At 62.2% G+C, this 22,426-nt stretch carries 23 protein-coding genes and 1 riboswitch; of the genes, 7 read left to right on the forward strand and 16 right to left on the reverse strand.

The genetic code is table 11. From position 1 onward, the window contains the following. From ACLRGI_RS18675 to ACLRGI_RS18695, 5 genes are all read right to left on the reverse strand, one after another. The coding region (locus ACLRGI_RS18675) for a serine dehydratase beta chain (RefSeq protein ID WP_419203034.1) at positions 1 to 641 on the reverse strand (641 nt) is incomplete at its 3' end. A 411-nt stretch (positions 642 to 1,052) separates the two neighbouring features. Beyond that, a complete protein-coding gene (gcvH, locus tag ACLRGI_RS18680) occupies positions 1,053 to 1,439 on the reverse strand; it encodes a glycine cleavage system protein GcvH (protein ID WP_419203035.1) in 387 nt (128 codons plus the stop codon). A 35-nt stretch (positions 1,440 to 1,474) separates the two neighbouring features. Continuing rightward, positions 1,475 to 2,608 carry a glycine cleavage system aminomethyltransferase GcvT gene (gcvT, locus tag ACLRGI_RS18685; protein WP_419203036.1) on the reverse strand — a complete coding sequence of 378 codons (1,134 nt, stop codon included), beginning with the start codon at positions 2,606 to 2,608 and terminating at the stop codon, positions 1,475 to 1,477. A gap of 14 nt (positions 2,609 to 2,622) precedes the next feature. Continuing rightward, positions 2,623 to 5,469 (reverse strand): aminomethyl-transferring glycine dehydrogenase, encoded by a 2,847-nt coding sequence (gene gcvP, locus ACLRGI_RS18690; RefSeq protein WP_419203037.1) that lies wholly within the window; start codon positions 5,467 to 5,469, stop codon positions 2,623 to 2,625. Between the two features lie 180 nt (positions 5,470 to 5,649). After that, positions 5,650 to 5,747: riboswitch (glycine riboswitch) on the reverse strand. A gap of 93 nt (positions 5,748 to 5,840) precedes the next feature. Beyond that, positions 5,841 to 6,380: a TetR/AcrR family transcriptional regulator gene (locus ACLRGI_RS18695; RefSeq protein ID WP_419203038.1), complete on the reverse strand. Its 540-nt coding sequence runs from the start codon at positions 6,378 to 6,380 to the stop codon at positions 5,841 to 5,843. 72 nt (positions 6,381 to 6,452) lie between these two features. Here ACLRGI_RS18695 and ACLRGI_RS18700 point away from each other — a divergent pair, with 72 nt between their 5' ends. Beyond that, positions 6,453 to 8,003, forward strand: a complete 1,551-nt coding sequence (locus tag ACLRGI_RS18700) for an MFS transporter (RefSeq protein WP_419203039.1) — start codon at positions 6,453 to 6,455, stop codon at positions 8,001 to 8,003. Between the two features lie 64 nt (positions 8,004 to 8,067). Here ACLRGI_RS18700 and ACLRGI_RS18705 read toward each other — a convergent pair whose 3' ends face one another. Further along, the gene (locus ACLRGI_RS18705) at positions 8,068 to 8,727 is read right to left on the reverse strand and encodes a cyclodeaminase/cyclohydrolase family protein (RefSeq protein WP_419203040.1); all 660 of its coding nucleotides are present in this window, start codon (positions 8,725 to 8,727) and stop codon (positions 8,068 to 8,070) included. A gap of 89 nt (positions 8,728 to 8,816) precedes the next feature. On the opposite strand from ACLRGI_RS18705, the gene ACLRGI_RS18710 reads away from it, so the two are divergent. Further along, on the forward strand, positions 8,817 to 10,040 hold the full coding sequence (locus ACLRGI_RS18710) for an amidohydrolase (RefSeq protein ID WP_419203041.1): 1,224 nt from the start codon (positions 8,817 to 8,819) through the stop codon (positions 10,038 to 10,040). A gap of 110 nt (positions 10,041 to 10,150) precedes the next feature. On the opposite strand, the gene ACLRGI_RS18715 is transcribed toward ACLRGI_RS18710, so the two are convergent. Both ACLRGI_RS18715 and ACLRGI_RS18720 read right to left on the reverse strand, forming a co-directional pair. Continuing rightward, positions 10,151 to 10,363 carry a hypothetical protein gene (locus tag ACLRGI_RS18715; protein ID WP_419203042.1) on the reverse strand — a complete coding sequence of 71 codons (213 nt, stop codon included), beginning with the start codon at positions 10,361 to 10,363 and terminating at the stop codon, positions 10,151 to 10,153. Positions 10,364 to 10,446: 83 nt separating this feature from the next. Further along, positions 10,447 to 11,451 (reverse strand): NAD(P)/FAD-dependent oxidoreductase, encoded by a 1,005-nt coding sequence (locus tag ACLRGI_RS18720; protein WP_419203043.1) that lies wholly within the window; start codon positions 11,449 to 11,451, stop codon positions 10,447 to 10,449. A 101-nt stretch (positions 11,452 to 11,552) separates the two neighbouring features. On the opposite strand from ACLRGI_RS18720, the gene ACLRGI_RS18725 reads away from it, so the two are divergent. Beyond that, positions 11,553 to 12,134 carry a helix-turn-helix domain-containing protein gene (locus tag ACLRGI_RS18725; protein ID WP_419203044.1) on the forward strand — a complete coding sequence of 194 codons (582 nt, stop codon included), beginning with the start codon at positions 11,553 to 11,555 and terminating at the stop codon, positions 12,132 to 12,134. Positions 12,135 to 12,168: 34 nt separating this feature from the next. On the opposite strand, the gene ACLRGI_RS18730 is transcribed toward ACLRGI_RS18725, so the two are convergent. Beyond that, positions 12,169 to 12,468, reverse strand: coding sequence for a helix-turn-helix domain-containing protein (locus ACLRGI_RS18730; protein ID WP_419203045.1), 300 nt, complete (start codon positions 12,466 to 12,468; stop codon positions 12,169 to 12,171). Between the two features lie 67 nt (positions 12,469 to 12,535). Between ACLRGI_RS18730 and map the strand changes: the two genes are divergently transcribed. The 3 genes from map (at position 12,536) to ACLRGI_RS18745 (ending at position 16,133) form a co-directional block, all read left to right on the forward strand. Beyond that, entirely contained in the window at positions 12,536 to 13,309 is a 774-nt protein-coding gene (gene map, locus ACLRGI_RS18735; RefSeq protein WP_419203047.1) for a type I methionyl aminopeptidase, read from the forward strand. 262 nt (positions 13,310 to 13,571) lie between these two features. After that, positions 13,572 to 14,582, forward strand: coding sequence for an agmatine deiminase family protein (locus ACLRGI_RS18740; protein ID WP_419203086.1), 1,011 nt, complete (start codon positions 13,572 to 13,574; stop codon positions 14,580 to 14,582). Between the two features lie 12 nt (positions 14,583 to 14,594). After that, a complete protein-coding gene (locus ACLRGI_RS18745; RefSeq protein ID WP_419203048.1) occupies positions 14,595 to 16,133 on the forward strand; it encodes an APC family permease in 1,539 nt (512 codons plus the stop codon). Between the two features lie 108 nt (positions 16,134 to 16,241). Here the strand turns inward: ACLRGI_RS18745 and ACLRGI_RS18750 are convergent, their stop codons facing one another. The 3 genes from ACLRGI_RS18750 to ACLRGI_RS18760 all read right to left on the reverse strand — a co-directional run bounded on the left by ACLRGI_RS18750 (position 16,242) and on the right by ACLRGI_RS18760 (position 17,660). Further along, positions 16,242 to 16,787 (reverse strand): AMIN-like domain-containing (lipo)protein, encoded by a 546-nt coding sequence (locus ACLRGI_RS18750; RefSeq protein ID WP_419203049.1) that lies wholly within the window; start codon positions 16,785 to 16,787, stop codon positions 16,242 to 16,244. Positions 16,788 to 17,003: 216 nt separating this feature from the next. Then, complete coding sequence (locus tag ACLRGI_RS18755; protein WP_017199882.1) at positions 17,004 to 17,306, reverse strand: DUF4193 domain-containing protein; 303 nt, start codon at positions 17,304 to 17,306, stop codon at positions 17,004 to 17,006. Positions 17,307 to 17,432: 126 nt separating this feature from the next. Continuing rightward, positions 17,433 to 17,660 (reverse strand): hypothetical protein, encoded by a 228-nt coding sequence (locus tag ACLRGI_RS18760; RefSeq protein ID WP_419203050.1) that lies wholly within the window; start codon positions 17,658 to 17,660, stop codon positions 17,433 to 17,435. Positions 17,661 to 17,738: 78 nt separating this feature from the next. Between ACLRGI_RS18760 and ACLRGI_RS18765 the strand changes: the two genes are divergently transcribed. After that, positions 17,739 to 18,512 (forward strand): CPBP family intramembrane glutamic endopeptidase, encoded by a 774-nt coding sequence (locus ACLRGI_RS18765; RefSeq protein ID WP_419203051.1) that lies wholly within the window; start codon positions 17,739 to 17,741, stop codon positions 18,510 to 18,512. On the opposite strand, the gene lhgD is transcribed toward ACLRGI_RS18765, so the two are convergent. The 4 genes from lhgD to menE form a co-directional block, all read right to left on the reverse strand. Beyond that, entirely contained in the window at positions 18,509 to 19,729 is a 1,221-nt protein-coding gene (gene lhgD, locus ACLRGI_RS18770; protein WP_419203052.1) for an L-2-hydroxyglutarate dehydrogenase, read from the reverse strand. The genes ACLRGI_RS18765 and lhgD overlap by 4 nt on opposite strands. Before the next feature lie 154 nt (positions 19,730 to 19,883). Continuing rightward, positions 19,884 to 20,381, reverse strand: a complete 498-nt coding sequence (locus ACLRGI_RS18775) for a DUF805 domain-containing protein (protein WP_419203053.1) — start codon at positions 20,379 to 20,381, stop codon at positions 19,884 to 19,886. A gap of 174 nt (positions 20,382 to 20,555) precedes the next feature. Then, positions 20,556 to 20,936, reverse strand: a complete 381-nt coding sequence (locus ACLRGI_RS18780; RefSeq protein WP_419203054.1) for a DUF3237 family protein — start codon at positions 20,934 to 20,936, stop codon at positions 20,556 to 20,558. Further along, positions 20,866 to 22,416: an o-succinylbenzoate--CoA ligase gene (gene menE / locus ACLRGI_RS18785; RefSeq protein WP_419203055.1), complete on the reverse strand. Its 1,551-nt coding sequence runs from the start codon at positions 22,414 to 22,416 to the stop codon at positions 20,866 to 20,868. The genes ACLRGI_RS18780 and menE overlap by 71 nt, the downstream gene beginning before the upstream one ends. Positions 22,417 to 22,426: the final 10 nt, after the last annotated feature.

The raw sequence follows: 22,426 nt of genomic DNA on the forward strand, positions 1-22,426 counted from the left end.
ATCTCCTCCTCCGACCGGGACGCCCGCTCATTGATGAACATGATGTCGCTGATCCCCAACCCCTTGGACGCACACCGGCCCATCAACTCCGCCGCCGTCCTGAACGGCAACGGCAACTCCTTCTTGGACTCCTCCAACTCCTGCTGAGCCGCGTTCTCCTCACCCTCCCGGACAATGAACCCACCACCAACCGAAAAGAACGTCGCCTCCCGCAACACGTTCCCCCCAGCATCAGAAACAGCAAACTTCATCCCGTTCGTATGCCGCGGCAACACCGTCAACGGATGCAGGACCATATCCTCCACCGCATACGGCAGCTCCACGCCGTCCCCGGACGCACCGGCCAGGTTCAACACACCCGTCTCAGCGATCGTCGCCAACCGCTCCTCCACCTCATCAGGCAGAATCTTCTCGGGGTGATACCCCTCCAAGCCCAGCAGCGTAGCCGTCATGGTTCCATGCCCACGACCCGTCGCAGCCAACGAACCATACAGATCAACCCGCAAGCCCGCCACCGAGCCCAGGACACCAGCGTCCTTGAGCTCCCCAGCGAACACCGCAGCGGCACGCATCGGCCCAACAGTATGAGAACTCGAGGGGCCAATACCCACAGTAAACAGATCGAAAACGCCAACAGCCATGGTCGGGATTCCTTAACAAAGCTTGAAAACGGTCCGGCAGATGGTCCTGCCGGAGGGCCGCCCCCGCTTGTGGCGAAGGTCGACCGAAGCACGACGCCGGATGGCCCCCAAAGGCGGCAACCCGGCGTCGCAATTTTATTCAGTTCTACAATCCCACGCTACGCCACAGTGGGCCGGTGGTGGAGGCCAATGGGTTCTGGCCCGTTGGGCCAACGTCCTCCGCGGGCTCGGTCGCAGAAGCGCCCGCTGGGCGGACGCGAAGCTCCCTTGGACGCCCGCTTCCGGACGCCAGCCCAAAGGGGCCCTGGCGAGGGCCATCCCGGCGCCCAATTCGGGGTCTAGCTGCAGAACATGCCGTGCGCACGGCATATCCAGCAGCGAACCCCCGAATCGGACTCGGTCGGGAGGATGTTAGGAGAGGTCTCCGCCATTCTTGGAGGCGTATTCCTCTGCCGAGAGCAGCGGGCCGTCGGACTCGGCTGCCACCTTGAACAACCAGCCGGCGCCGTAGGGGTCGTTGTTGATCAGGGCCGGGTCCGAGACAACGGCGTCGTTGATCTCGGTGACCTCGCCGGTGACCGGAGAGTACAGGTCCGAAACGGACTTGGTGGACTCAACCTCACCACAGGTCTCGCCTGCAGTCACGGAAGAACCGACCTCGGGCAGGTCAACGTACACGATGTCACCCAGAGCGTCGGTGGCAACCTCGGAGATACCAACGGACACTGAGTTACCGTCTCCGCGGGAAACCCACTCGTGTTCGTCGGAGTACTGAAGTTCGGGCGCTACTTTGGGCATTCTGTTTCCTTTACGTGTGCTGATGAAACCGGGAGTTACTTTTGGCGCTTGTAGAACGGCAGTGCGACCACTTCGAACGGCTCGCTCTTGCCCCGAAGGTCGATGTCCAGCGCTGTTCCAAGCTCTGAATATTCGACGTCGACATACGCCAACGCTACCGGGTAGCCGAGGGTCGGGCTGGGCTGACCGGAGGTGACTTCGCCAACCACGGCGCCGTCCTTGAGGACCGGGTAGTGGCCTCGTCCGGCCCGGCGGCCCAGGCCCTTGAGGCCAACGACCTTGCGTCCACTCGTGGAGCCTGCACCATTAGCCTTGAGGGCAGCGAGCGCGTCTTTGCCGACGAAGTCGCCTTCCTTGGACAGCCCCACCACGGGACCGAGCCCCGCTGCGAAGGGGTTGCCTTCGCGGGAGAGTTCGTTGCCGTAAAGAGGCATACCGGCTTCGAGGCGGAGTGAGTCGCGGGAGGCGAGGCCGGCCGGGGTGAGCTCGCCTTCTTCAGCGACGCCAGCGATGGCCTGCCACAAAGCAGCAGCGGACTCGTTGGCTACGAAGATTTCGAAGCCGTCTTCGCCCGTGTACCCGGTGCGGGCCAGCAGCAGTTCCTGCGTGCCGCCGTCGAACGTGAACGGAACGTCAACCGCCGCGTAGTACTTGAGGTCAGTGACCAGTGCGTGCTGTCCCGTGGGCACAAGACGAAGCAGGATCGCTTCAGCGAGCGGCCCCTGAACAGCAATCAGCGAGGTGTCAGCGGAAGCGTCCTCTACGACGACGTCGAAACCGGCTGCGCGCTCCAGCAACGCCGCGGCCACAACTGCAGCGTTGCCGGCGTTAGGAACCACCAGGAACTTCTCATCCCCACGGCGGTACGTGATGAGGTCATCGATGATGCCGCCGTCTTCCTGGCAGATCAGCGAGTACTTGGCTTTGCCGATCGCCATGGCGGAGATTTTGCCCACCAAGGCGTAGTCCAGGAACGCGGCAGCCTGGGGGCCGGTGACCCAGACTTCGCCCATGTGGGAGAGGTCGAACAGGCCTGCGGACTTGCGGACGGCGTGGTGCTCAGCCAACTCCGAGGAGTACTTGAGCGGCATCTGCCAGCCACCGAAGTCGGTGAAGGACGCGCCGAGTTTCTTGTGCTCTTCGTAAAGAGCTGTGTAGTTCTCAGTCATTTTTCCGGAACCCCTTAGTTCTCGAAGTCTTCGATCGGCGGGCAGGAGCAGACCAGGTTTCGGTCTCCGGCTGCGCCGTCGATGCGACCCACCGGCGGGAAGTACTTGTCCTGCTTGAGGTGGTGGACCGGGAAGGCGGCCTGCTCACGCGGGTAGGCGCGGTCCCAATCAGAACTCACGACGGCGGCAGCCGTGTGGGGTGCCTTGCGCAGAGGCGAGTTCTCCACGGCGAAGTCGCCGTGGGCTACCTGGTCGATTTCCTTGCGGATGGTGATCATGGCTTCGATGAAGCGGTCGATTTCCACGAGGTCTTCGGATTCCGTGGGTTCCACCATCAAAGTGCCCGCAACCGGGAAGGCCAGGGTGGGAGCGTGGAAGCCGAAGTCGATCAGGCGCTTGGCAACATCCTCCGCGGTGACGCCGGTCTTGGCCGTTAGTTCGCGGAGGTCCAGGATGCACTCGTGGGCCACGAGCCCGCCTTCACCGGTGTAGAGGACCGGGAAGTGGTCATTGAGTCGCGAAGCGATGTAGTTCGCCGCCAGCAACGCGGACTTGGTTGCTTCGGTGAGGCCCTGGCCACCCATGAGCTTCACGTACGCCCAGGAAATGGGCAGGACGCCGGCGGAACCGAACCGGGATGCCGAAATCGGGACGTCGTTGCCTTCGGTCCAGGAAGCCGCGTCACCCGGCATGAACGGAGCCAGGTGTGCCTTGGCAGCAACCGGGCCAACACCGGGGCCACCACCACCGTGCGGGATGCAGAAGGTCTTGTGCAGGTTCAGGTGTGACACGTCCCCTCCGAACTTGCCCGGCTGTGCAAGGCCTACGAGGGCGTTGAGGTTGGCGCCGTCGATGTAGACCTGACCGCCGGCCTCGTGGATGGCGTCGCAGACTTCGCGGACGTCGGCGTCGTACACACCGTGTGTGGACGGGTAGGTGATCATGATGGCCGAGAGGGCGTCACGGTGGGCTTCGATCTTGTTCTTGAGGTCAACGTGATCGATGGTGCCATCAGGCGCAGTGGCCACAACTACCACCTTCATCCCGGCCAGCACTGCCGAGGCGGCGTTGGTGCCGTGGGCAGATGCGGGAATGAGGCAGACGTTGCGCTGCTCGTCGCCGCGGGACAGGTGGTAGCCGCGGATGGCCAGCAAGCCGGCGAGCTCTCCCTGGGATCCGGCGTTCGGCTGGATGGAGACCTGGTCGTAGCCGGTGATCTCGGTCAGCTGGGCTTCGAGGTCGGTGATGAGTTCACGCCAGCCCTCGGTCTGGGAGTCTGGAGCGAACGGGTGGATGGAGGCGAACTCCGGCCAGGAAATAGCCTCCATTTCGGCGGTGGCGTTGAGCTTCATGGTGCACGAACCCAGCGGGATCATGGTGCGGTCCAGTGCGAGGTCCCGGTCCGAGAGCTTACGGATGTAGCGCAGGAGCTGGGTCTCGGAGCGGTGCGTGTTGAACACCGGGTGCTGCATGAAGTCGCTGGTGCGCTCCACGGAACCTTCAAGCGCGAAGCCTTCAGCGGACTCGGGCACCGAAGCTCCGAAGACCGCCGCGACATCAGCCACAACGCCGGAAGTCGTGGTCTCGTCAACCGAGATACCAACAGTGTTGGCGTCGACGGGACGCAGGTTAATGCCCTTGGCCTCGGCAGCGGCAACGATTTCGGCCGCCTTGCCGGGAACGCGGACGGCGATGGTGTCGAAGAAGGAACCGTGAAGGACCTCGACGCCGGCAGCCTTCAGTGACGCTGCGAGGGTGCGCGCGTGACCATGGGCGGTTTCGGCGATCGCCTTCAAGCCCTCGGGGCCGTGATACACGGCGTACATCGAGGCCACAATCGCCAGCAGTGCCTGGGCAGTACAGATATTGGAGGTGGCCTTCTCGCGGCGGATGTGCTGCTCGCGGGTCTGCAGCGCCAAGCGGTAGGCGGGGACACCGGCGTCGTCCTTGGAAACACCCACCAGACGGCCGGGCATGGAACGCTCCAGGCCCTTCTGGACTGCCATGTAGGCGGCGTGCGGGCCGCCGAAGAACAGCGGAACGCCCAGGCGCTGCGCGGAACCAACGGCAATGTCCGCACCCTGCTCGCCGGGAGGGGTGATGAGCGTGAGGGCCAGGAGATCGGCAGCGACTGTGACCAGTGCACCGCGTTCCTTGGCGTCAGCGATCACGGCCGAGTGATCGAAAACGCGGCCGGAAACACCGGGCTGCTGGAGGACAACGCCATTGATGGCGCCTTCCGGCAGGCCGAGGGTAAGGTCAGCCACCTCAACCTCGAATCCAAGGGCCTCCGCGCGTCCCTTGACGATGGCGATGGTCTGCGGGAGGCAGTCGGCGTCGAGGACGGTCTTCCCGTCCTGGACAGCTTTGTTCTTGTTGGCGCGGCGCATCATGAGGACGGCTTCGGCAACGGCAGTGGCTTCGTCCAGCAAGGATGCATTGGCGATCGGCAGGCCCACCAGGTCCTGGACCATGGTCTGGAAGTTCAGGAGTGCTTCGAGGCGACCCTGGGAAATTTCCGGCTGGTAGGGGGTGTAGGCGGTGTACCAGGCCGGGGACTCAAGGATGTTGCGGCGGATCACCGGCGGCGTCACGGTGTCGTAGTAGCCCTGGCCGATCATCTGGACAGCGGTCTTGTTCTTGGACGCAAGTTTGCGCAGCTCAGTCAGGACTTCTACTTCGCTCAGTGCGTTCTCAAGGGTGAGGGCAACGTCCTGGCGGATGTCGTTCGGGACGGCGGTGTCGACCAGCGAATCAACGGTGTCGTAGCCGACGGACTTGAGCATGGTCTCAATGTCGGCCTGGCGGCGGGCGCCGATATGCCGATCGACGAAGGTGGTGGAGGCAGAACTAACCGTCACGAAGGAACTCCATTACTTGGGCAGCGTTTGGGTACGCCACAGCGGCTGGGTTCCTCCCCGCTCTGTATTGGACCTGAGAGTTTCCGCGCGTTGGGTGAACAACCATCGCTTGCACCGTCGGTGAGCACAGCTCTCAATAACCCTGAGGTTCCTTGAGTACCTGCTGCTTTCCAGAGTTGCCTCGCCGCGGCGGTGCGTGGGCCTGAGAGATTCCTGGGGAGGGTTTGCTCCTACGGCGCCTGCATCACGTGCTTGCAGGACTCTCCCGCCGCAGATCAAAGGCATGTTCAGTTGTGTGTGGGCAAGTTGTTGGGCATGCCACAAGAGTTAATTGTCCTACGCGGCGGGCTCTGCAGCAAATGGGCGAACCGCTAGTTCCGCAGCCGCTCCAGGACTCCCAGCAGGATGTCGACGTCGGCCTCCCGCCCGGCGTTGCCGCCTTCCTGTCCGCCCTCAAAGATCGCATTGAAATAGAGGCCATCGCCCATATAGCTGACGGCCTTGGCAACCTCCGGCCCCACGTCCTCTGCCAGCACATCCAGCCACCGTTGTTGGATCGCGGCGAACCTGCGGCGGGTTTCCTCGTGCGCCACTTCAGCCAGTCTTGTGGCCGCGACGAAGGCCCGGTCCATGGGCGTATCCGCCCAGAGCGAGGAGCGGATGAAGTAGGCGGCCGAACCATCCGGCGACGCCTTCATCAGCTCGGTATCTTCGTCCGCGAGCAGGTCCAAGCGCTCCAGAAGGGCAGTAATCAGCGCTTCCTTATTAGGAAAGTGGTACAGCAACCCGCCCTTGGACACCCCTGCCCGCTTGGCGACGGCGTCGAGCGTGGCAGCACGCTCCCCCACCTCAATAAGGAGGGCTTCGAAGGCATCCAGGACGGCGTCCCGGGCAACTGGTTTTCGTGGCATGTGTCCATCATTCCCTAAAGGCTTAGCGGGTTCTATTTGAAACTGTACCGTCTGGACGGTATAGTAAGTGACATGTTCTCGCCGCCCTCAACCCAAGCACCCCGTTCCGCTCAACCCGCTAAGGTCCAGGCAGCACCGTGGCGCGACTGGACGGCTCTGGCACTCCTGATGTTTCCGGTGCTGCTGGTGGCCGTCGACAACACCGCGCTCACCTTTGCCCTGCCTGAAATCGCCCGCTCCCTGGACGTGGGCGGCGTCCAATTGCTGTGGATTGTCGACGCCTACCCGCTGGTGCTGGCGGCATTGCTGGTATCCATGGGCAACCTGGGCGACAGGATCGGACGACGCCGGCTGCTGCTGATCGGCAGCACGGGCTTCGCGGCGGTTTCGGCTGCTACAGCCTTCGCGCCTTCCGCTGAATGGCTCATCGCGGGCCGCGCAGGCCTCGGCATCTTCGGCGCCATGCTGATGCCCTCAACCCTGTCCCTGATCCGGAACATCTTCACCGATCCCAACCGGCGCCGGCTCGCGATCGCCGTCTGGGCTGCCGGCTTCTCCGGCGGCGCCGCCCTTGGTCCGATCTTCGGTGGTTGGCTGGTGGAGCACTTCTGGTGGGGTGCCGTTTTCCTGGTGGCAGCTTTCCTGCTCCTGCCTTTGCTGGCCTTCGGCCGTGTCCTGATTCCCGAGTCCAAGGACGCCAATCCCGGCCGGGTGGATGTGCCCGGCATTCTTCTGTCCGTGGTTACCATGGCGCCCTTCGTTTACGGCATCAAGGAATTCGCGGTCCACGGCTTCAGTGCCTCCGCTGCAGCATTCATGGGCTTCGGTGTAGTGATGGGCATTTTGTTCGTGCGTCGCCAGCAGAGGATCGAGAACCCCATGCTGGACGTTGCCCTGTTCAAGAACAAGGTGTTCAGCACGGCAATCGTGGCGAACGTCTTATCCTTGTTCTCGATGACTGGCTTCATCTACTTCTTCGCCCAGCAGCTGCAACTTGTTGAAGGCCAGTCCCCCATGGAGGCCGGTATCGCCATGATTCCGGCACTCCTTGCAACGGTCATCGCGGGCCTGCTCGTTGTGCCGCTGGTCAAGCGGGTCCGTCCCGGATTCGTGGTGGCCGCGGGCCTGATGCTCAGCGCCGTGGGCTACCTGATTGTGGTTGTGGGCGATCACGGCAGCGGACCGGTGTTCCTGTTGTCGGCCCTGACGGTGCTGGCCGTTGGTGTGGGTGCTGCCGAGACCATCTCCAACGATCTCATCCTGGCGTCCGTTCCGGCTGACAAGTCCGGCGCAGCCTCGGCCATCTCCGAAACGGGATATGAGCTGGGGTCGCTCTTGGGAACAGCGGTGCTCGGCTCGATCCTTACTGCTTCCTACCAGCACAACGTCGTCATCCCGGACGGCGTATCCGGGCAAGCAGCCGGCAAGTCCACCGAGACGCTCGCCGGCGCCGTCGACGCCGCGGCCGCCCTTCCGGCTCCATTGTCAGAGGCGCTCACAATCGCCGCCCGGACTGCCTTCGAGTCCGGCGTCCACATCACTGCGGCGATTGGGCTGGTACTGATGGCCGGCGCGGCAGTACTCGCCGCCGTCGTGCTTCGGCGTGTGCCCAAGGCGCAGTAGGCACAGCGCCGTTGTGGGGCCTGCTATGCGTGGTTCCGTGGGGATTTAGCACGCAAACCGGGCCTCACAACGCTTCGGTCGGCGCCGCTTTTTTATCGACTCCGGCTGTAAGGTCGTCAATTCTGTCGAGGGCGTTACTGAGCCTGCTGACCGTGTCCCAAAGCTCTGGGTGCTGTTCCCGGACTTCCTCCAACGTGGCGCCTGCGGAGGTCAGGGATGCGAGGTCGAAGCTCACATTCGTTCGGGCTCCGGCTATGGCTGCGCGGAGCGCACCGAAGCCGACCACTACATCGGCGATGAGCGCTGGATTGCCGTTGGAAGCAAGCCAACCCAGATCTTCAATCGCAATGATGGCCCGTTCACCAAGGACCGCTGATGCCTTCGCGGCATCTACCGAGGCTTGATGAATTGCGTCCTCGCGTTCCGGACCGGGATCCAGACGGAAGGCAGCGCCGAAGGCGTTGGAGGCGGAAGCGTCGTCGTCGGCTAGTTGAAGGGCAGCCTGCCGTAGTTCGTGGGCCCGGGAGTGGATGGCGGTGAGCTGTTCGCTCTGCTCCTCCCCTGCCTCGGTATACCCGGCCACCATGGACGTCAGGGAAGCCGCAATGGAGAGCATGACCCCGGTCCCGGCACCTCCGCCTGGCGAACCTGTGGATTCCGCCAAAGCCTTGGTCCATTCCTCAACAGTGGATCGCTGCGTCGTGGCTGATTCAGAATCGTTCATGCCATCCAGTGTGCCGGGGCTTCCCGGTCTTTGCAGCTTCGGGCTGGATACACTGGCCGGACCAGGCATCGACTGAAAAGGGCAGACTCATGACCATTGACATCGAAGAGCTTTACAAGGACCTGCACGCCCATCCAGAGTTGTCCTTCCAGGAGACGCGGACAGCAGGGATCGCCGCCGGATATCTCGAAGAACTTGGCTTCACCGTTCATCGCAATATTGGAAAGACCGGGGTGGTTGGTGTCCTGGAGAATGGTCCCGGGCCGGTGGTGATGCTCAGGGCGGACATGGACGCGCTGCCGGTCAAGGAAGCAACGGGTCTGGACTACGCAAGCACGGCCAGGGGTGTTGATCATGAGGGCAAGGAAATGCCGGTCATGCACGCCTGCGGCCACGACGTGCATGTGAGTTGTCTTGTTGGTGCGGTGGAAATCCTGGCTGCGGAGCGTGATGAGTGGCAGGGCACGCTGATCGCCCTGTTCCAGCCAGCCGAAGAATGGGGCGGCGGGGCAGAAACCATGGTTGCCGATGGCCTGTACGACGCAGTGCCGAAACCCGATGTCGTCCTGGGCCAGCATGTGGCCCCCTTCCCCGCCGGATGGTTCGGTATCCGTCCCGGCGTCACCATGGCATCCGCCGATTCCCTGAACATCACCTTGCATGGCCGGGGAGGCCATGGATCACGTCCGGAGACCACTATTGACCCGGTCCTGATGGCTGCTGCAACCACTGTCCGGTTGCAGGGCATTGTGTCGCGTGAACTCGCCCCGAATGATTCCGCAGTGGTCACTGTGGGGCAAATTCACTCCGGAACCAAGAACAACATCATTCCCGAAACGGCAACCTTGGGCCTCAGCGTCCGAACATTCAGTGATGCCACCAGGGACAAAATCCTCGGGTCCATTGAGCGTATTGCCAACGGCGAATCCACAGCTTCAGGTGCGCCCAAGGACCCGGAGATTCACTTCGAAGAGCACTTCCCGCTGACCGTCAACGACCAAGCTGCCACCGAGAGGGTGTCTGCGGCTTTCAAGGCAAAGTTTGGCGAGACTCAAATCATTGACCCCGGCCCCGTATCCGGAAGCGAAGACGTAGGAGCCTTGGCGAAGGCCGCCGGCGCTCCCCTGGTTTTCTGGTTCCTGGGAGGTGCCGAGCCTGCCTTGTTCAAGGAATTCGCCACAACGGGTCGTCTTCCGGAGGACATACCGTCGAATCACTCGCCGTACTTTGCCCCGGTTATTCAACCGACACTGGCACGCGGAACGGAAGCGCTGGTGACAGCTGCCCGGGAGTTCCTGGCCACCAAGTCCTAGGCCGCTGATCTTTCTCCCGCCTCAAAGGAAAGGCGCTGCGAGCGCAGCGCCTTTCCTTGTGATTACTTTGTTTGATCCGGTCCAGCTTCTTCGATCAAGTCCGGGAATTCCTAGACTTTCTCACGGATGCGGTCGATCTTCGGTTCCGTAACCTCGGATTCCCTGCGACGACGGGCCAGGAAAGTCCACAGCGTTCCTTCCGTCCGCGGACGGCTCTGTACTGGTTCCTGGTCCTTGGGTGTCTCTGATGTGCGTGCTTCAGGCTTGCGCGCGGAGTCCTTCTTCGTGCGCCGCTCGAAGTCGTCGTAGTACGCGTAGCACATACCAACCTCCTTCAACGGCTGTCCTTTAATCGTCCTCGGACAGGGTCTTCACGTCGATGGTTTTGTGCGTTGTGATCATCTGGCTAGCGGATGAGTGCTGACCGGCGTGCTTCCTCTACAGCCAGCCGGGTCTCCTCCATCATCAGATCGGCATTGATTGCAGCGCCTGCCATGACACCTGCGGCTGCGGAGGCCATCACCTGGCCGGTCAGGTCCGTGACGTTTCCGGCGGCCCACACTCCGGGCACGGACGTGGCCCCTCCGAGGGGGTTGACTTCTACATGGTTTCCTACGCCCATGGGGTGCTCCACTATGGGGACGCCCAGGGATTCCAGGACTCCGGACCTCGCCTCCAGCCGCGGTCCGGTGACTACAGCGTCCGCGGGAATGATGGTTCCCGATGCCAGGACGACACCAGTCAAAGCGTCGTCAGCTACTTGCAAGGCCTGAACCTTTCCGTCCACCACGGTGATGGACCGGGCAGCCAGTTGTTCCCACTGTTCTTCTGTGGGTTCCACAACATCGTTGAGGAACAAGGTGATGTTGGGGCTCCACTGGCGGAACAGCAATGCCTGATGCAAAGCCATTGGCACTGACCCCAGGATCCCGATCGCTTTGTTCCGGACCTCCCAGCCGTGGCAGTAGGGGCAGTGCAGGACGTCACGTCCCCAGCGTTCACGGATGCCGTCGATCTCAGGCAGGATGTCCGTCAGACCGGTTGTCACCAGCAGGCGGCGTGCTGTGATCGTTCGGCCGTCTGCCAGGTCCACCTCGAAGGCGAGCTCGGAAGCGTTCGCCGGGTCCGTCGTCGAGCGTGCCCCCACAGCGACGCCGGACACGACGTCCGCCCCGTACTGAAGCGCCTCCGCTCGCCCTAGTTCCAGTAGCTCCCGGGGATTGATGCCGTCCCGCGACAGGAATCCATGCACCCCGGCCGCGGGCGCATTCCGCGGCTCGCCGGCGTCGACGACAAGGACGGACCGCAAGGCCCTGCCCAGGGTCACCGCCGCACTTAACCCAGCTGCGCCACCTCCCACCACAACGGCGTCGTACTCCTCCGCGTGGCTGTTCTCAGTTTCCGTATTCACACATGCCTCCATAGATCCGGCGGCCCTGCGCCGCTTCTTCCATGGTTTATCAGGGCGATCGGGAACAGCAAGGAAGTTTGCCAATATGGCAAACTGAAGGCATGACTACGGAATTCAATTCAATGCTCGACGCCGTCGGCCCCCGCCTGCGCGCCATGCGGACCCAACGCAATGTGACCCTCGCGGAAGCTTCGGAAGGTACAGGCATTTCAGTCAGCACGCTCTCGCGACTGGAATCGGGTCAACGTAAACCGACCCTGGAGCTTCTTCTCCCCATAGCGCGGCTGTATCAGGTGCCGCTGGAAGAACTCATTGACGCCCCGGAAACGGGCGACCCACGGATTCACCTCAAGCCCCACGTTCACGAATGGGGAACGGCCGTTCCCCTAACGCGTCGCCCCGGCGGCATTCAGGCCTTCAAGATGGTGCTGAAGAGTGGAACCGGCAAAGAGATCCCCCAGCCCCAGTCACATGAGGGGTATGACTGGATGTATATTCTCAACGGCAAGCTCCGGTTGGTGCTGGGCGAGAACGACTTTGTTCTAAAACCGGGCGAGGTGGCGGAATTCGATACCCGCACCCCGCACTGGTTTGCCAGCGCTACCAAAGAACCGGTTGAGCTGCTAACCCTCTTCGGCCAGCAGGGCGAACGGCTTCACGTGCGGGCGCGACCCAAACGTTGAGTGCCTAAAACGCTGAGGTTGCCAACGGCTGCGGCTACGACGCCAACCATTCACGTGCACTCTGTCGCGAGCCGGACTCAACCCTACTCTCCCGCTGATTAATCTCCGCCCACACTTCATCCAGGGAGAGCCCCAGGACATCGGCGATGGCAGCCACAGTGGGGAACGCAGGCGTTGCCACCCGGCCTGATTCGATCTTTCGGAGTGTTTCGGGCGAGACGCGGGCTTCCAGAGCCGTCTCCAGCATGGAGCGATCACCCCGGGCGCGACGCAAAAGAGCACCGAGGCGCTGTCCACGCTCGGCCTCCGCGGGTGTAAGCGGCAATCTGACCATGGCTCCAATTGTAATACCGGGATAATATGGCCGGGATAGTTATTGGTATCCACACGAGAGGGCCCCCATGATTGAGATCCTGAGCCACACCGAACTAGGCCGCGCCAAGGAGGCCGGCACCCTGGTGGCCAACATTCTGCACACACTGAAGGGCCGCGCGACCGTGGGCACAAATCTTCTGGACATTGATCAGTGGGCCAAAAGCATGATCCTCGAGGCCAGGGGCGTCTCCTGCTATGTGGACTACGCTCCTTCCTTTGGTCGCGGACCGTTCGGCCACTACATCTGCACCGGCGTCAACGACGCCGTTCTGCACGGTTTGCCCACGGACTACCAACTGGCGGACGGCGACCTTCTGACGCTGGATCTGGCGGTTTTGAAGGACGGAATCGCAGCAGACTCCGCCATCAGCTTCATCGTGGGTGAAACCAAGCCGGCTGAGAGTGTCGCCATGATCGAAGCCACGGAACGTGCCCTCCGCGCCGGCATAGAGGCCGCCCGGCCCGGCGCCCGCATCGGCGACCTCTCCTACGCCATCGGCTCGGTCCTCAGCGAGGCGGGATACCCCGTCAACACCGAGTTCGGAGGCCACGGCATTGGCTCCACCATGCACCAGGAGCCGCACGTACCGAACATGGGCCGGCCTGGCCGCGGGTACAAGCTGCGCCCGGGACTGCTGCTTGCCCTGGAGCCGTGGGTCATGGCCGACACCGCCCAGCTTGTCACCGACGCAGACGGCTGGACATTGCGCAGCTCGACCGGTTGCCGCACTGCCCACAGCGAGCACACCATCGCCATCACCAACGACGGAGCCGAGATCCTGACCCTCCCTACGCTCTGAGCTGGACGCCGGGCGCGTCACAAAAAAGCCGCCTTGCGCTCAAGGGTGACTCCCGTCATACTAAATGAACGCTATTCATTTAGTGACAGTCGTCTCACGGAGTAACCCCCATGATTGAAATCAGACACTCGGAAGCCTTCGCTTCCCTGACCACCGGTCCGGCAACCTGCCGGCCCCCGGCCCAAGCGGGGCACCCCAACGCCCCGCTCGGCATAGCAAAAACGCAGCAAACTCAGGCAGTTACCGCGTGAGCGCGTGGCGTATGCCATCGGAAACCGCTCCCCAGGACCGGGTCTGGATGGCATTCCCCACCGGCGGCTACACCCTTGGTGACACAGAAGAGGAGGCCCACGCAGCACGTTCCACGTGGGCGGCAGTTGCCAACGTAATCCTTGAGTTCGAGCCCGTCACCATGGTGGTAACGCCCGACGACGTCCACACGGCCGCCCGTTATTTGGACCCACGCGTTGAGGTAATTAGCGCTGAGCTCAACGATGCCTGGATGCGGGACATCGGTCCGTCCTTCGTCCTGGATTCCAACCGGCAGCTGGGGGCCGTGGACTGGATCTTCAACGGCTGGGGCGGCCAGGACTGGGCCGCCTGGGACAAGGATTCGTTCATTGCCGAGGACATCAGCGGCCGCGCCGACGCCCGGCACATCCCCTCGGGGATCGTCAACGAGGGCGGTGGCATTCAAGTTGACGGTGAAGGCACAGTCCTGGTCACCGAGACCGTCCAGCTGGATCAGGGCCGTAACCCCGGGCTGACGAAAGCGGACATCGAGCAGGAACTGGCCCGTACCATCGGCGCCACCCACGTGGTGTGGCTTCCTCGAGGCCTCACCCGTGACTCGGAGAAGTTCGGAACCAGCGGACACGTGGACATCGTGGCCGCCATTCCCAGCCCGGGCACGTTGCTGGTCCACTCCCAGCAGAACCCTAAACACCCGGACTACACGGTCTCCCGCGAGATCATCGACTTCCTGCGCACCACCCATGACGCAGCGGGCCGGGAATGGAACATCATGGAAGTTCCCGCCCCGGAGATTCTTACCGACGACGAGGGGTTTGTGGACTACAGCTACATCAATCACCTTGTGGTCAACGGCGGAGTTATCGCCTGCACATTCAACGACCCCATGGACGAGAAAGCCCTCCGCATTCTCGCCGACGCTTACCCCGGACGCCGCGTGATCGGTGTTGACGCGCGCGAGCTTTTCGCCCGGGGCGGCGGTATCCACTGCATTACGCAGCAGCAACCTTCGGCCATCTAGAAAGGGCCTCACATGAGCCAGACAATCCGCCGCAGCGGCAATGAAGCTGCAGAGGCGCACGAGATCAGCGGCAAGGGACTGAAGACGGGGCAGTTGGGGCTCCTCGCCGTCGTCGTTCTTGGCATTTCAACTATTGCGCCGGCGTACACCCTCACCGGTGCGCTCGGTCCAACCGTCAATGAAGTCGGGCTGCAGTTGCCCGTCATCTTCCTCATCGGGTTCATCCCGATGATCCTGGTATCGCTTGCCTACAGGGAACTCAACGCAGACTCCCCGGACAGTGGCACCACCTTCACATGGGTCACCAAGGCCTTCGGACCGTGGGTGGGCTGGATGGGTGGCTGGGGCTTGCTCGCAGCCAACATCATCGTCCTGTCAAACCTGGCCGGCGTCGCCGTGGACTTCTTCTACCTGTTCCTCGCACAGGCCACGGGTTCACCCGAGCTCGCGGACCTCGCCTCGAACAAGTTGCTCAACGTTGCCACCTGCTTCGTCTTCGTGGCGCTTGCTGTCTGGGTGAGCTACCGAGGCCTGCACACCACCAAGATTGTCCAGTACGGCCTGGTTGGTTTCCAGTTGTTGGTCCTCGGCTTGTTCGTCGCCATGGCGTTCGCCAACTGGTCCACGTCCGAAACTGCTGTTCCGTTCAGCTGGGACTGGTTCGACGTCACCAAGATCGAGACCTTCGGCCAGATCGCTGCCGGTATCTCGTTGTCGATCTTCGTCTACTGGGGCTGGGACGTCTGCCTCACGGTGAACGAAGAAACGGCCAACGGCAAGAAAACCGCCGGTCTCGCCGGCACCCTGACCGCCGTGATCGTCCTGGGCATCTACCTCCTGATCACCATCGCGACGCTGATGTTCGCAGGCGTTGGTGACACCGGCATCGGCCTGAACAACGAGGAAAACCACGCCAACGTCTTCACCGCACTCGCATCACCGGTGATGGGTCCGTTCGCAATCCTCATGTCCCTCGCCGTGCTCTCCAGCTCCGCAGCATCCCTGCAGTCCACGTTCACATCGCCTTCGCGCAGCCTGTTGGCCATGGCGCACTACGGTGCCCTTCCGGAACGCTTCAGCCACATGAGCAAGAAGTTCTCGACGCCGGGCTTCGCCACCATTGCGGCTGGTGTCCTGTCCGCGGGCTTCTACGCGGTGATGCACGTGATCAGCGAAAACGTTCTGAACGACACCATCCTGGCCCTCGGCCTGATGATCTGCTTCTACTACGGGCTCACGGCGATCGCATGCGTCTGGTACTTCCGTAACAGCGTGTTCTCCAGCGCCAGGAACTTCTTCCTGCGGCTCGTATGCCCGCTGTTCGGCGGCGTGGGCCTGTTCGTGGTGTTCCTGCAGACCGCCGTGGATAGCTGGGCTCCCGAGTTTGGCAGCGGCTCGGAGATCTTCGGAGTGGGGCTCGTGTTCGTCCTCGGCATCGGGATCCTGGCCCTGGGTGCAGTGGTCATGGTGATCATGTCCCGTGTCCGCCCCGGATTCTTCCGTGGCGAGACCATCCGGAAAGACACCCCGGCGCTGGTGGTACCGGAGTAACCGCCGCAAGTTCGCCTTCCACCAAGTTCGTGGGAAAGCGGCCGGTTCGCAGGGAAGTTTCCAGCGAACTGGCCGCTTTCCCGTGTTTTAGGCGAGTAGCGGAAGTCCCTACCAGCGGTGTGCCACGTCCACCACCAGGCGCGAACCGCCGTCGGGCCCGTCCAAGGTGAAGACCCGGAACGGAAGCCGCGCCCGGACCCCCAGACCTATACTCGTGGTCCCCTCAAAACTTCCCGCGAAAACAACCTGGCGGAACGTCTGGTACCCGGAGACGTTGGACAGTTCCGCCTTGGCTGCCGGCTCGTAGGTCGGCTGGCTGTACTGGTTGTACGACGGCGCCGTCACCATCACTTGCAGATCAGCATCACCCAGCACCGGAATGGGGTAGCCAGTGGCATCCTGGGTCACCACCGGAACGTACTGAACCACGAAACCGGCCACTTTGCCGGTCATGTCAATCACCAAGCGGTCGTAGCAGGCCTGTTGCCCCGTGCGAACGTTGGTGACGTTGGCGGCGCTCCAGTCGAGGTCGGCCTTGGCCATGGAACCCCACGAGATACCGCAATATGTTGCTGCCGAGGCTGGGCCCGGTGCCACCAGACCGAGTCCGGCGGCTGCCAGAACCGCTGTCAGACCCGCTCCAAATTTCCTCATTTTTTGTGCCCCCTTCAGGCGAAGTTGATACTTCAACAGTAGGGGCGCGTCGGAGGCTTTGGGTGGGTTGTGGCCGCTTCGGGGCGCAACCGTTAAACGGGCGAAGTTGTGGTCACAAGAGGGTCATTAACGGGCAGTTCCACAGCTGATTAGAGGCCGCTGAAGGGCTCTTTGAGCCCATGTCCGTAACCCAAGATAACGAGACCGGGGCGTTACTTAGCCTTCACAGTCCTTGCAGTACTTAAGACCGTTCTTTTCCAGCGCAATCTGGGACCTGTGGCGGACAAGGAAACAGGATCCACACGTGAATTCGTCGGACTGCTCCGGGACCACAATGACGGTCAGTTCTTCACCGGAAAGATCGGCGCCGGGAAGGTCGATTCCTTCGGCGGTATCGTTTTCCTCGACGTCGATGACCGCAGTCTGCGCAGTGTTCCCACGGGATGCTTGGAGGGCCTCAAGCGACTCGGCGGGAGACTCTTCTTCTGTCTTGCGCGGGGCATCGTAATCAGTAGCCATTGAGGGTTCGCTTTCGTTGCTGCATAGTGCCTATTCCGGCACCTCAGTGAAGCAGTTTAGGGCATGTTACACGCGATAAACGAATGGTGTGCCCAACGCGACATCCTGCAGCTTTTCGAGCGGCTCCTAGGACTCCATATTCGTCCTCGCGGCGTGCGATTGGATGGCCTGCGCACTGGCTACTGTGACTCCGCTGAGGGCCGGGAGCCAGGCCAAGTCACTCATTGTTCCTTGCCCGTCTGCACGGGTTTCCTCCGCTGACGGGCCAGTGCAATCCAGGACGTAGGCCGCCTCGATCCAGGCCGCTATGGCGGTCCCGACTGAACTGGCAAGCGAGACTAGTGATCCGATCATGCGGCAACGGTATCCAGCCCGGGTTTGGAAACAGTTTCCGGTTGGTCACGGGCTTGTTAACTACTCGGCTAGGCTCGCATGATGAACACCCGGGGGATGCTTTTGCCGACTGACTCTATTGACCGCTTTGGGACACCTTCCCAGCCGCCCGCGGCAATATCGCTGAAGCAGGCCTGGTGGGCCCTTATGTGGATTGCTGTGTACGTTGCCGCAGTTTGTCTGGCGGTGGTTGGAGCGGGATTGTCGGGCCTGGTCCACTTCACTGAAGAAATCGCAGTTCCAGTCATCCTCGGAGGGGCAACAGCAGCCGCGTTGCTGGCAACATACGTACATCTGATTCGCAGGAACCGCCTCACTCCAAGAATGCTCGGCTTCCGGCGCTTTGACGCTCGCATGCTGCACTTACTCTGGCAGATTCCGGCAGCTATCCTGGCTTCCGCCTGCGCGCAGGGACTCTTCCTGGGACTTCTCAGCCTCTTGGGCGTGGATGGCGCTGCCGCCAGTTCCCCCAACGGCGCCCTCAGCCGCGTCGCCGCCCTTCCGGCGCCGCTGATCGGCCTGGCTGTACTCATCGTTGCCGTGTTGACTCCTCTTTGGGAAGAAGTCCTCTTCCGGGGGGCTTTCCTGAGCGGATTGACTCAACGCCTCAGGCCCTTTGCAGCGGTGGCAATATCAGCGGCAATCTTTGCCGCTGTTCACTTGGTCCTGTTGACCTTCGTTTATCTCTTTATGCTCGGTGTCGCCTTAGCGCTTCTGAAAAGATTCCACCACAACCTCTGGGCACCCGTACTCCTGCATTCGGTCAACAACGCTTTGGTGCTGCTTATCATCTTGTCGGCCGGGCAAAACTAGCTACTCTGCAAAGCCTGCTCCACGATGTACTCCGCTATCGCCATGGACGAAGTAGCCCCCGGCGACGGCGCGTTGCGCACCAAAACCGTGTCCCGGCGTCGTGCGATCACAAAGTCGTCCACCAGTGAACCGTCACCGTTCATGGCCTGGGCGCGCACCCCGCGGGTGCCGGGAAGAATGGTGGCGCCTTCCAGCGAGGGGACAAAGCGCATGGCCTCGCGAATGAATTTCTTCTTGCTCACCACGGTCTGGAATTCACGAACGGCGGATGGCACATTTTGCCGGGCGAAATTCCAGAACCCTGGAAAAAGCGCATAGCTCAGGACGTCGCGCACATTCACTTCGTTCCACGCGTAGGACTCCCGGCCGAAGGAGATGAACGCATTCGGCCCGAGCATCATTTCGCCGTCGATGCGTTTTGTCAGGTGCACGCCGAGGAACGGGTGCTTGGGGTCCGGCACAGGGTAAATGAGGCCGCGCACTTGTTCCCGGGCTTCCTCGCCCAGGAGGAAGTACTGCCCGAAGAACGGCACGATCCTTGGGGTAGCCGGTTCACCGGTCGACTCGGCCACGCGGTCCGATTGGAGACCCGCGCAGGCCACCACGAGGTCGTAGTGTTCACCTCCGTCCTGAGTACTGACCACCACCCCGCTATCCCGCTGCTCAATCGCGATAACCTCCTGCCCTAGGCGGATGGTCCCGCCGGAGCTGCGGACGTCGTCGGCGAGCGCGTTGGTGATGGCCGTGTAGTCAACGATCGCCGTTTCCGGTGAGTGCAATGCGGAAAGCCCGACGGCGTTCGGCTCCACCTCGCTTATCTGCTCGCCTTGCAGCATCCGTGCGCCCGGGACTCCGTTGGCTGTGGCGCGGGCGAAGATGTTGTCCAGGCGATCTGATTCCTCGGGTGTCTGGGCGATGACCAGCTTGCCGCAGGCTTCATAGGGAAGGTTCTTCATGGCGCAGAATTCCTGCAGGAGCTCCACTCCCCTGCGGCACAGTTTTGCCTTCAGCCCGCCGGGTTCGTAGTAGAGGCCCGCGTGAACCACACCCGAGTTGTGCCCGGTCTGGTGTGCGGCGAGCCGGTCTTCTTTTTCGTAGACGGTGACCTGGACGTCGTCGAGCTTGTTCGCCAGTTCCCGCGCCACGGCGACGCCGATGATCCCGCCACCAACCACGGCGCAACGCTTGATGGTCCTCATCTGTGGAGGGTTGGGCATGGAACTCCTCGTCGTTGGGGTCGAATCCGTGTCAGTCACAGCATTTCACGGTGTTGGTTACGGAGCACGAAATGGACACCAAAAGGGCACGAAAAAGGGCGGCACGCGAAGTGCCGCCCTTTTACTTGGAACGAATTACTTGGTGCGTTGTTGACTATGCAGTCGGCTGGTCAAAACGCTGGCCGGCCGGGTTGGACGGCAGGAGCGCGAAGACCAGAATGGCAAGGCCACCCACAAACGGGATAAGTCCGAGCAGTGCCAGCCAGCCACTGAAGTTGCCGTCGTGCAGACGACGAACCAGCAGTGCGATGGACGGGATAAGGACCGCCAGGTAGAAGGCGAAAATCAGGATGAGGCCGACGACGGCCCCGGGGCCCGGAACCGTGGTGGTTCCATCGGCGCTGACGGTTGCTCCTGCGGCACCAAGAATACCGGTGAGGATCTGCAGGACGATCCCGATGACGCCCAGTGCAAGGGCGACCCACCAGTATTCGCTGCGGCTGGCGCGGCCACTGAACGCTGTGTACTTCTTGAAGAAACGCTTGACAGCGGCGCCAATCGGAGCGCCGTAGTACGGAGCCCACAGCGGCGGCTCGCCGGCCTGTGCACCGTACTGCTCGGTCTGTTGCGGTTGTTGCGGGTAAGTGCTCATTGGTATATCCCCCGGGTTAGGTGTGAGTCGATGATGCGTCTTGCTCAGAGTGAGTCGTGCTTATCGTAATGCCCCGGCAGCGAATTAGGCAGTTCGATGGAGGAAATTAACCCGGATTTAGCTTGATAACGGAATATTTCGTGCCTGAGAGCTCCTGAAACAGCGTCCGAACCGCTAGGCCACAGCGAAGACGTCGATTTCCACCGATCCGGGCCGGCGGCGTCCCACTCCAACCATGATGGTGTGGTTGAGCCAAGCCCACTCCGGCGCGGCCGTGGAAAACCGTGGGCTGCACCGGAAGTAAATCAGCGCAGGGTCCACGTCCTCTCCCTTGTTCAACCTGGCGATATCCTCCGCTGCCCCAAACCGGAGGGCCACGTTGTGCACATAGACCACCTCTCCGCCATACAATTCCACGGCGTACCTGGCATCCAGCTCCGTCAGCTCGGCGCTCCGGAAAATTTGGTAATCAGCCCCCGCCGGTTCATTGTGCGTAGTGCTTTCGAAGGTCCATCTTCCGGATTTTCCCGCTGGCGGTTCGCGGCATTTCCTCAACGAATACCACTGACTTGGGTATCTTGTACCGCGCCAGCCTGCCCTCCAGATGCGAACGCAGTTGCTCCTCCGTCAGGGATTCGCCATCACGCAGGGTGACGATAGCCCGGGGCACTTCTCCCCATTTCGGGTCATCGATTCCGATCACGGCCACGCTCCCCACGGCAGGCAGTTGCGCAATGGCGGCCTCCACCTCGGCGGGGTAGATGTTCTCGCCGCCGGAAATGATCATGTCCTTGATACGGTCCGAGACGAACAGGAAGCCCTCGCCGTCCTGATAGCCAATGTCGCCTGAGCGGAACCACGTCGAATCTGAATAGCTTTCGACGGTGGCTTCGGGCCGGTTCCAGTACTCCTTGATGACATTGGGGCCGGAGATTTGGATCTCACCCACCTCACCAAGTGCAGCAACGCCGCCCAGTGGATCGGCAATCCGCACGTCCGTAAAGAAGTGCGGCAGCCCGGCGGAGCCTGCCTTTTCCTTGGACCTCGCCGCAGGCAACATGGTGGCCCCGGGCGAAGTTTCGGTCATGCCGTAGCAACTGGTGAAACCAATGCCACGCGCTTCATAGGCCTCCAGGACCCGGTTCGGAACCGCTGAACCTCCGCAGGTGAGCTTGTCCAGGGACGTGAGATCCGCCGTCGACCATCCGGGGTGGTCGCAGAGCATCTGGAAGGTGGTGGGGACGCCGTTGAGCGTAGTGACTTCATGCTGCCCCACCAACTCCAGTACTCGGCCGGCGTCAAACTTGGCTTCGAGCACCACAGTGGCACCCTTGAGCAGCATGGGAAGCAGGCCCATATCCAAAGACGCAACGTGAAACAGCGGCGAGATCATGAGTGCTACATCGTTGCGGTTCAGGTCCATGTCCACCACCGTGTTGATGGAGTTCCAGGTGATGTTGCCGTGCGTCAACAACGCGCCCTTGGGTTTGCCGGTGGTGCCGGACGTGTAGAGGATCATGGCGGCGTCGTCCAGTGTCACCGCTTCATCCAGGGGCGCAGCGGTTGCCGCCTCGAGCACCTCGCCATAGTGCTCGACGCCGGATGGCAGCTTAACAACGGAACCGTCACTGCCGCCGTCGGGCGCCACAACAAGACGGTGGGTTACGTCGGTGTCCACGCAGGATGAGGCGGCGACTGTCTCCAACGACGCGGCGCTGATGAGGAGTCGTGCGCCTGAGTCTCGCAGTTGAAACCGTAGCTCCGGAGCCGCCAGGCGGGTGTTCAACGGGACGAAGATGGCGCCCAGCAGTCCGCAGGCGAAGAACGTCTCCACGAAAGACGGGTGATTCTCACCGAGGTAGGCCACTCTGTCTCCCTTGGTGACTCCCCTGTCCTTGAGGGCGTTGGCCAAGCGGTCGGTCCGGTCTGCGAGGTCCGCGTAACTCAGGGTTTCATCACCGGATATAAGGGCCGTTTTGCTCCCGGACTTGATCCGGCGCCGGTGCAGCCAGGATCCAACTCCGTTGTTGTCCATGGTGCGTTGC

The organism is Paenarthrobacter sp. PPS72 (genome assembly GCF_048537125.1).
Classification (GTDB): domain Bacteria; phylum Actinomycetota; class Actinomycetes; order Actinomycetales; family Micrococcaceae; genus Arthrobacter; species Arthrobacter nitroguajacolicus_E.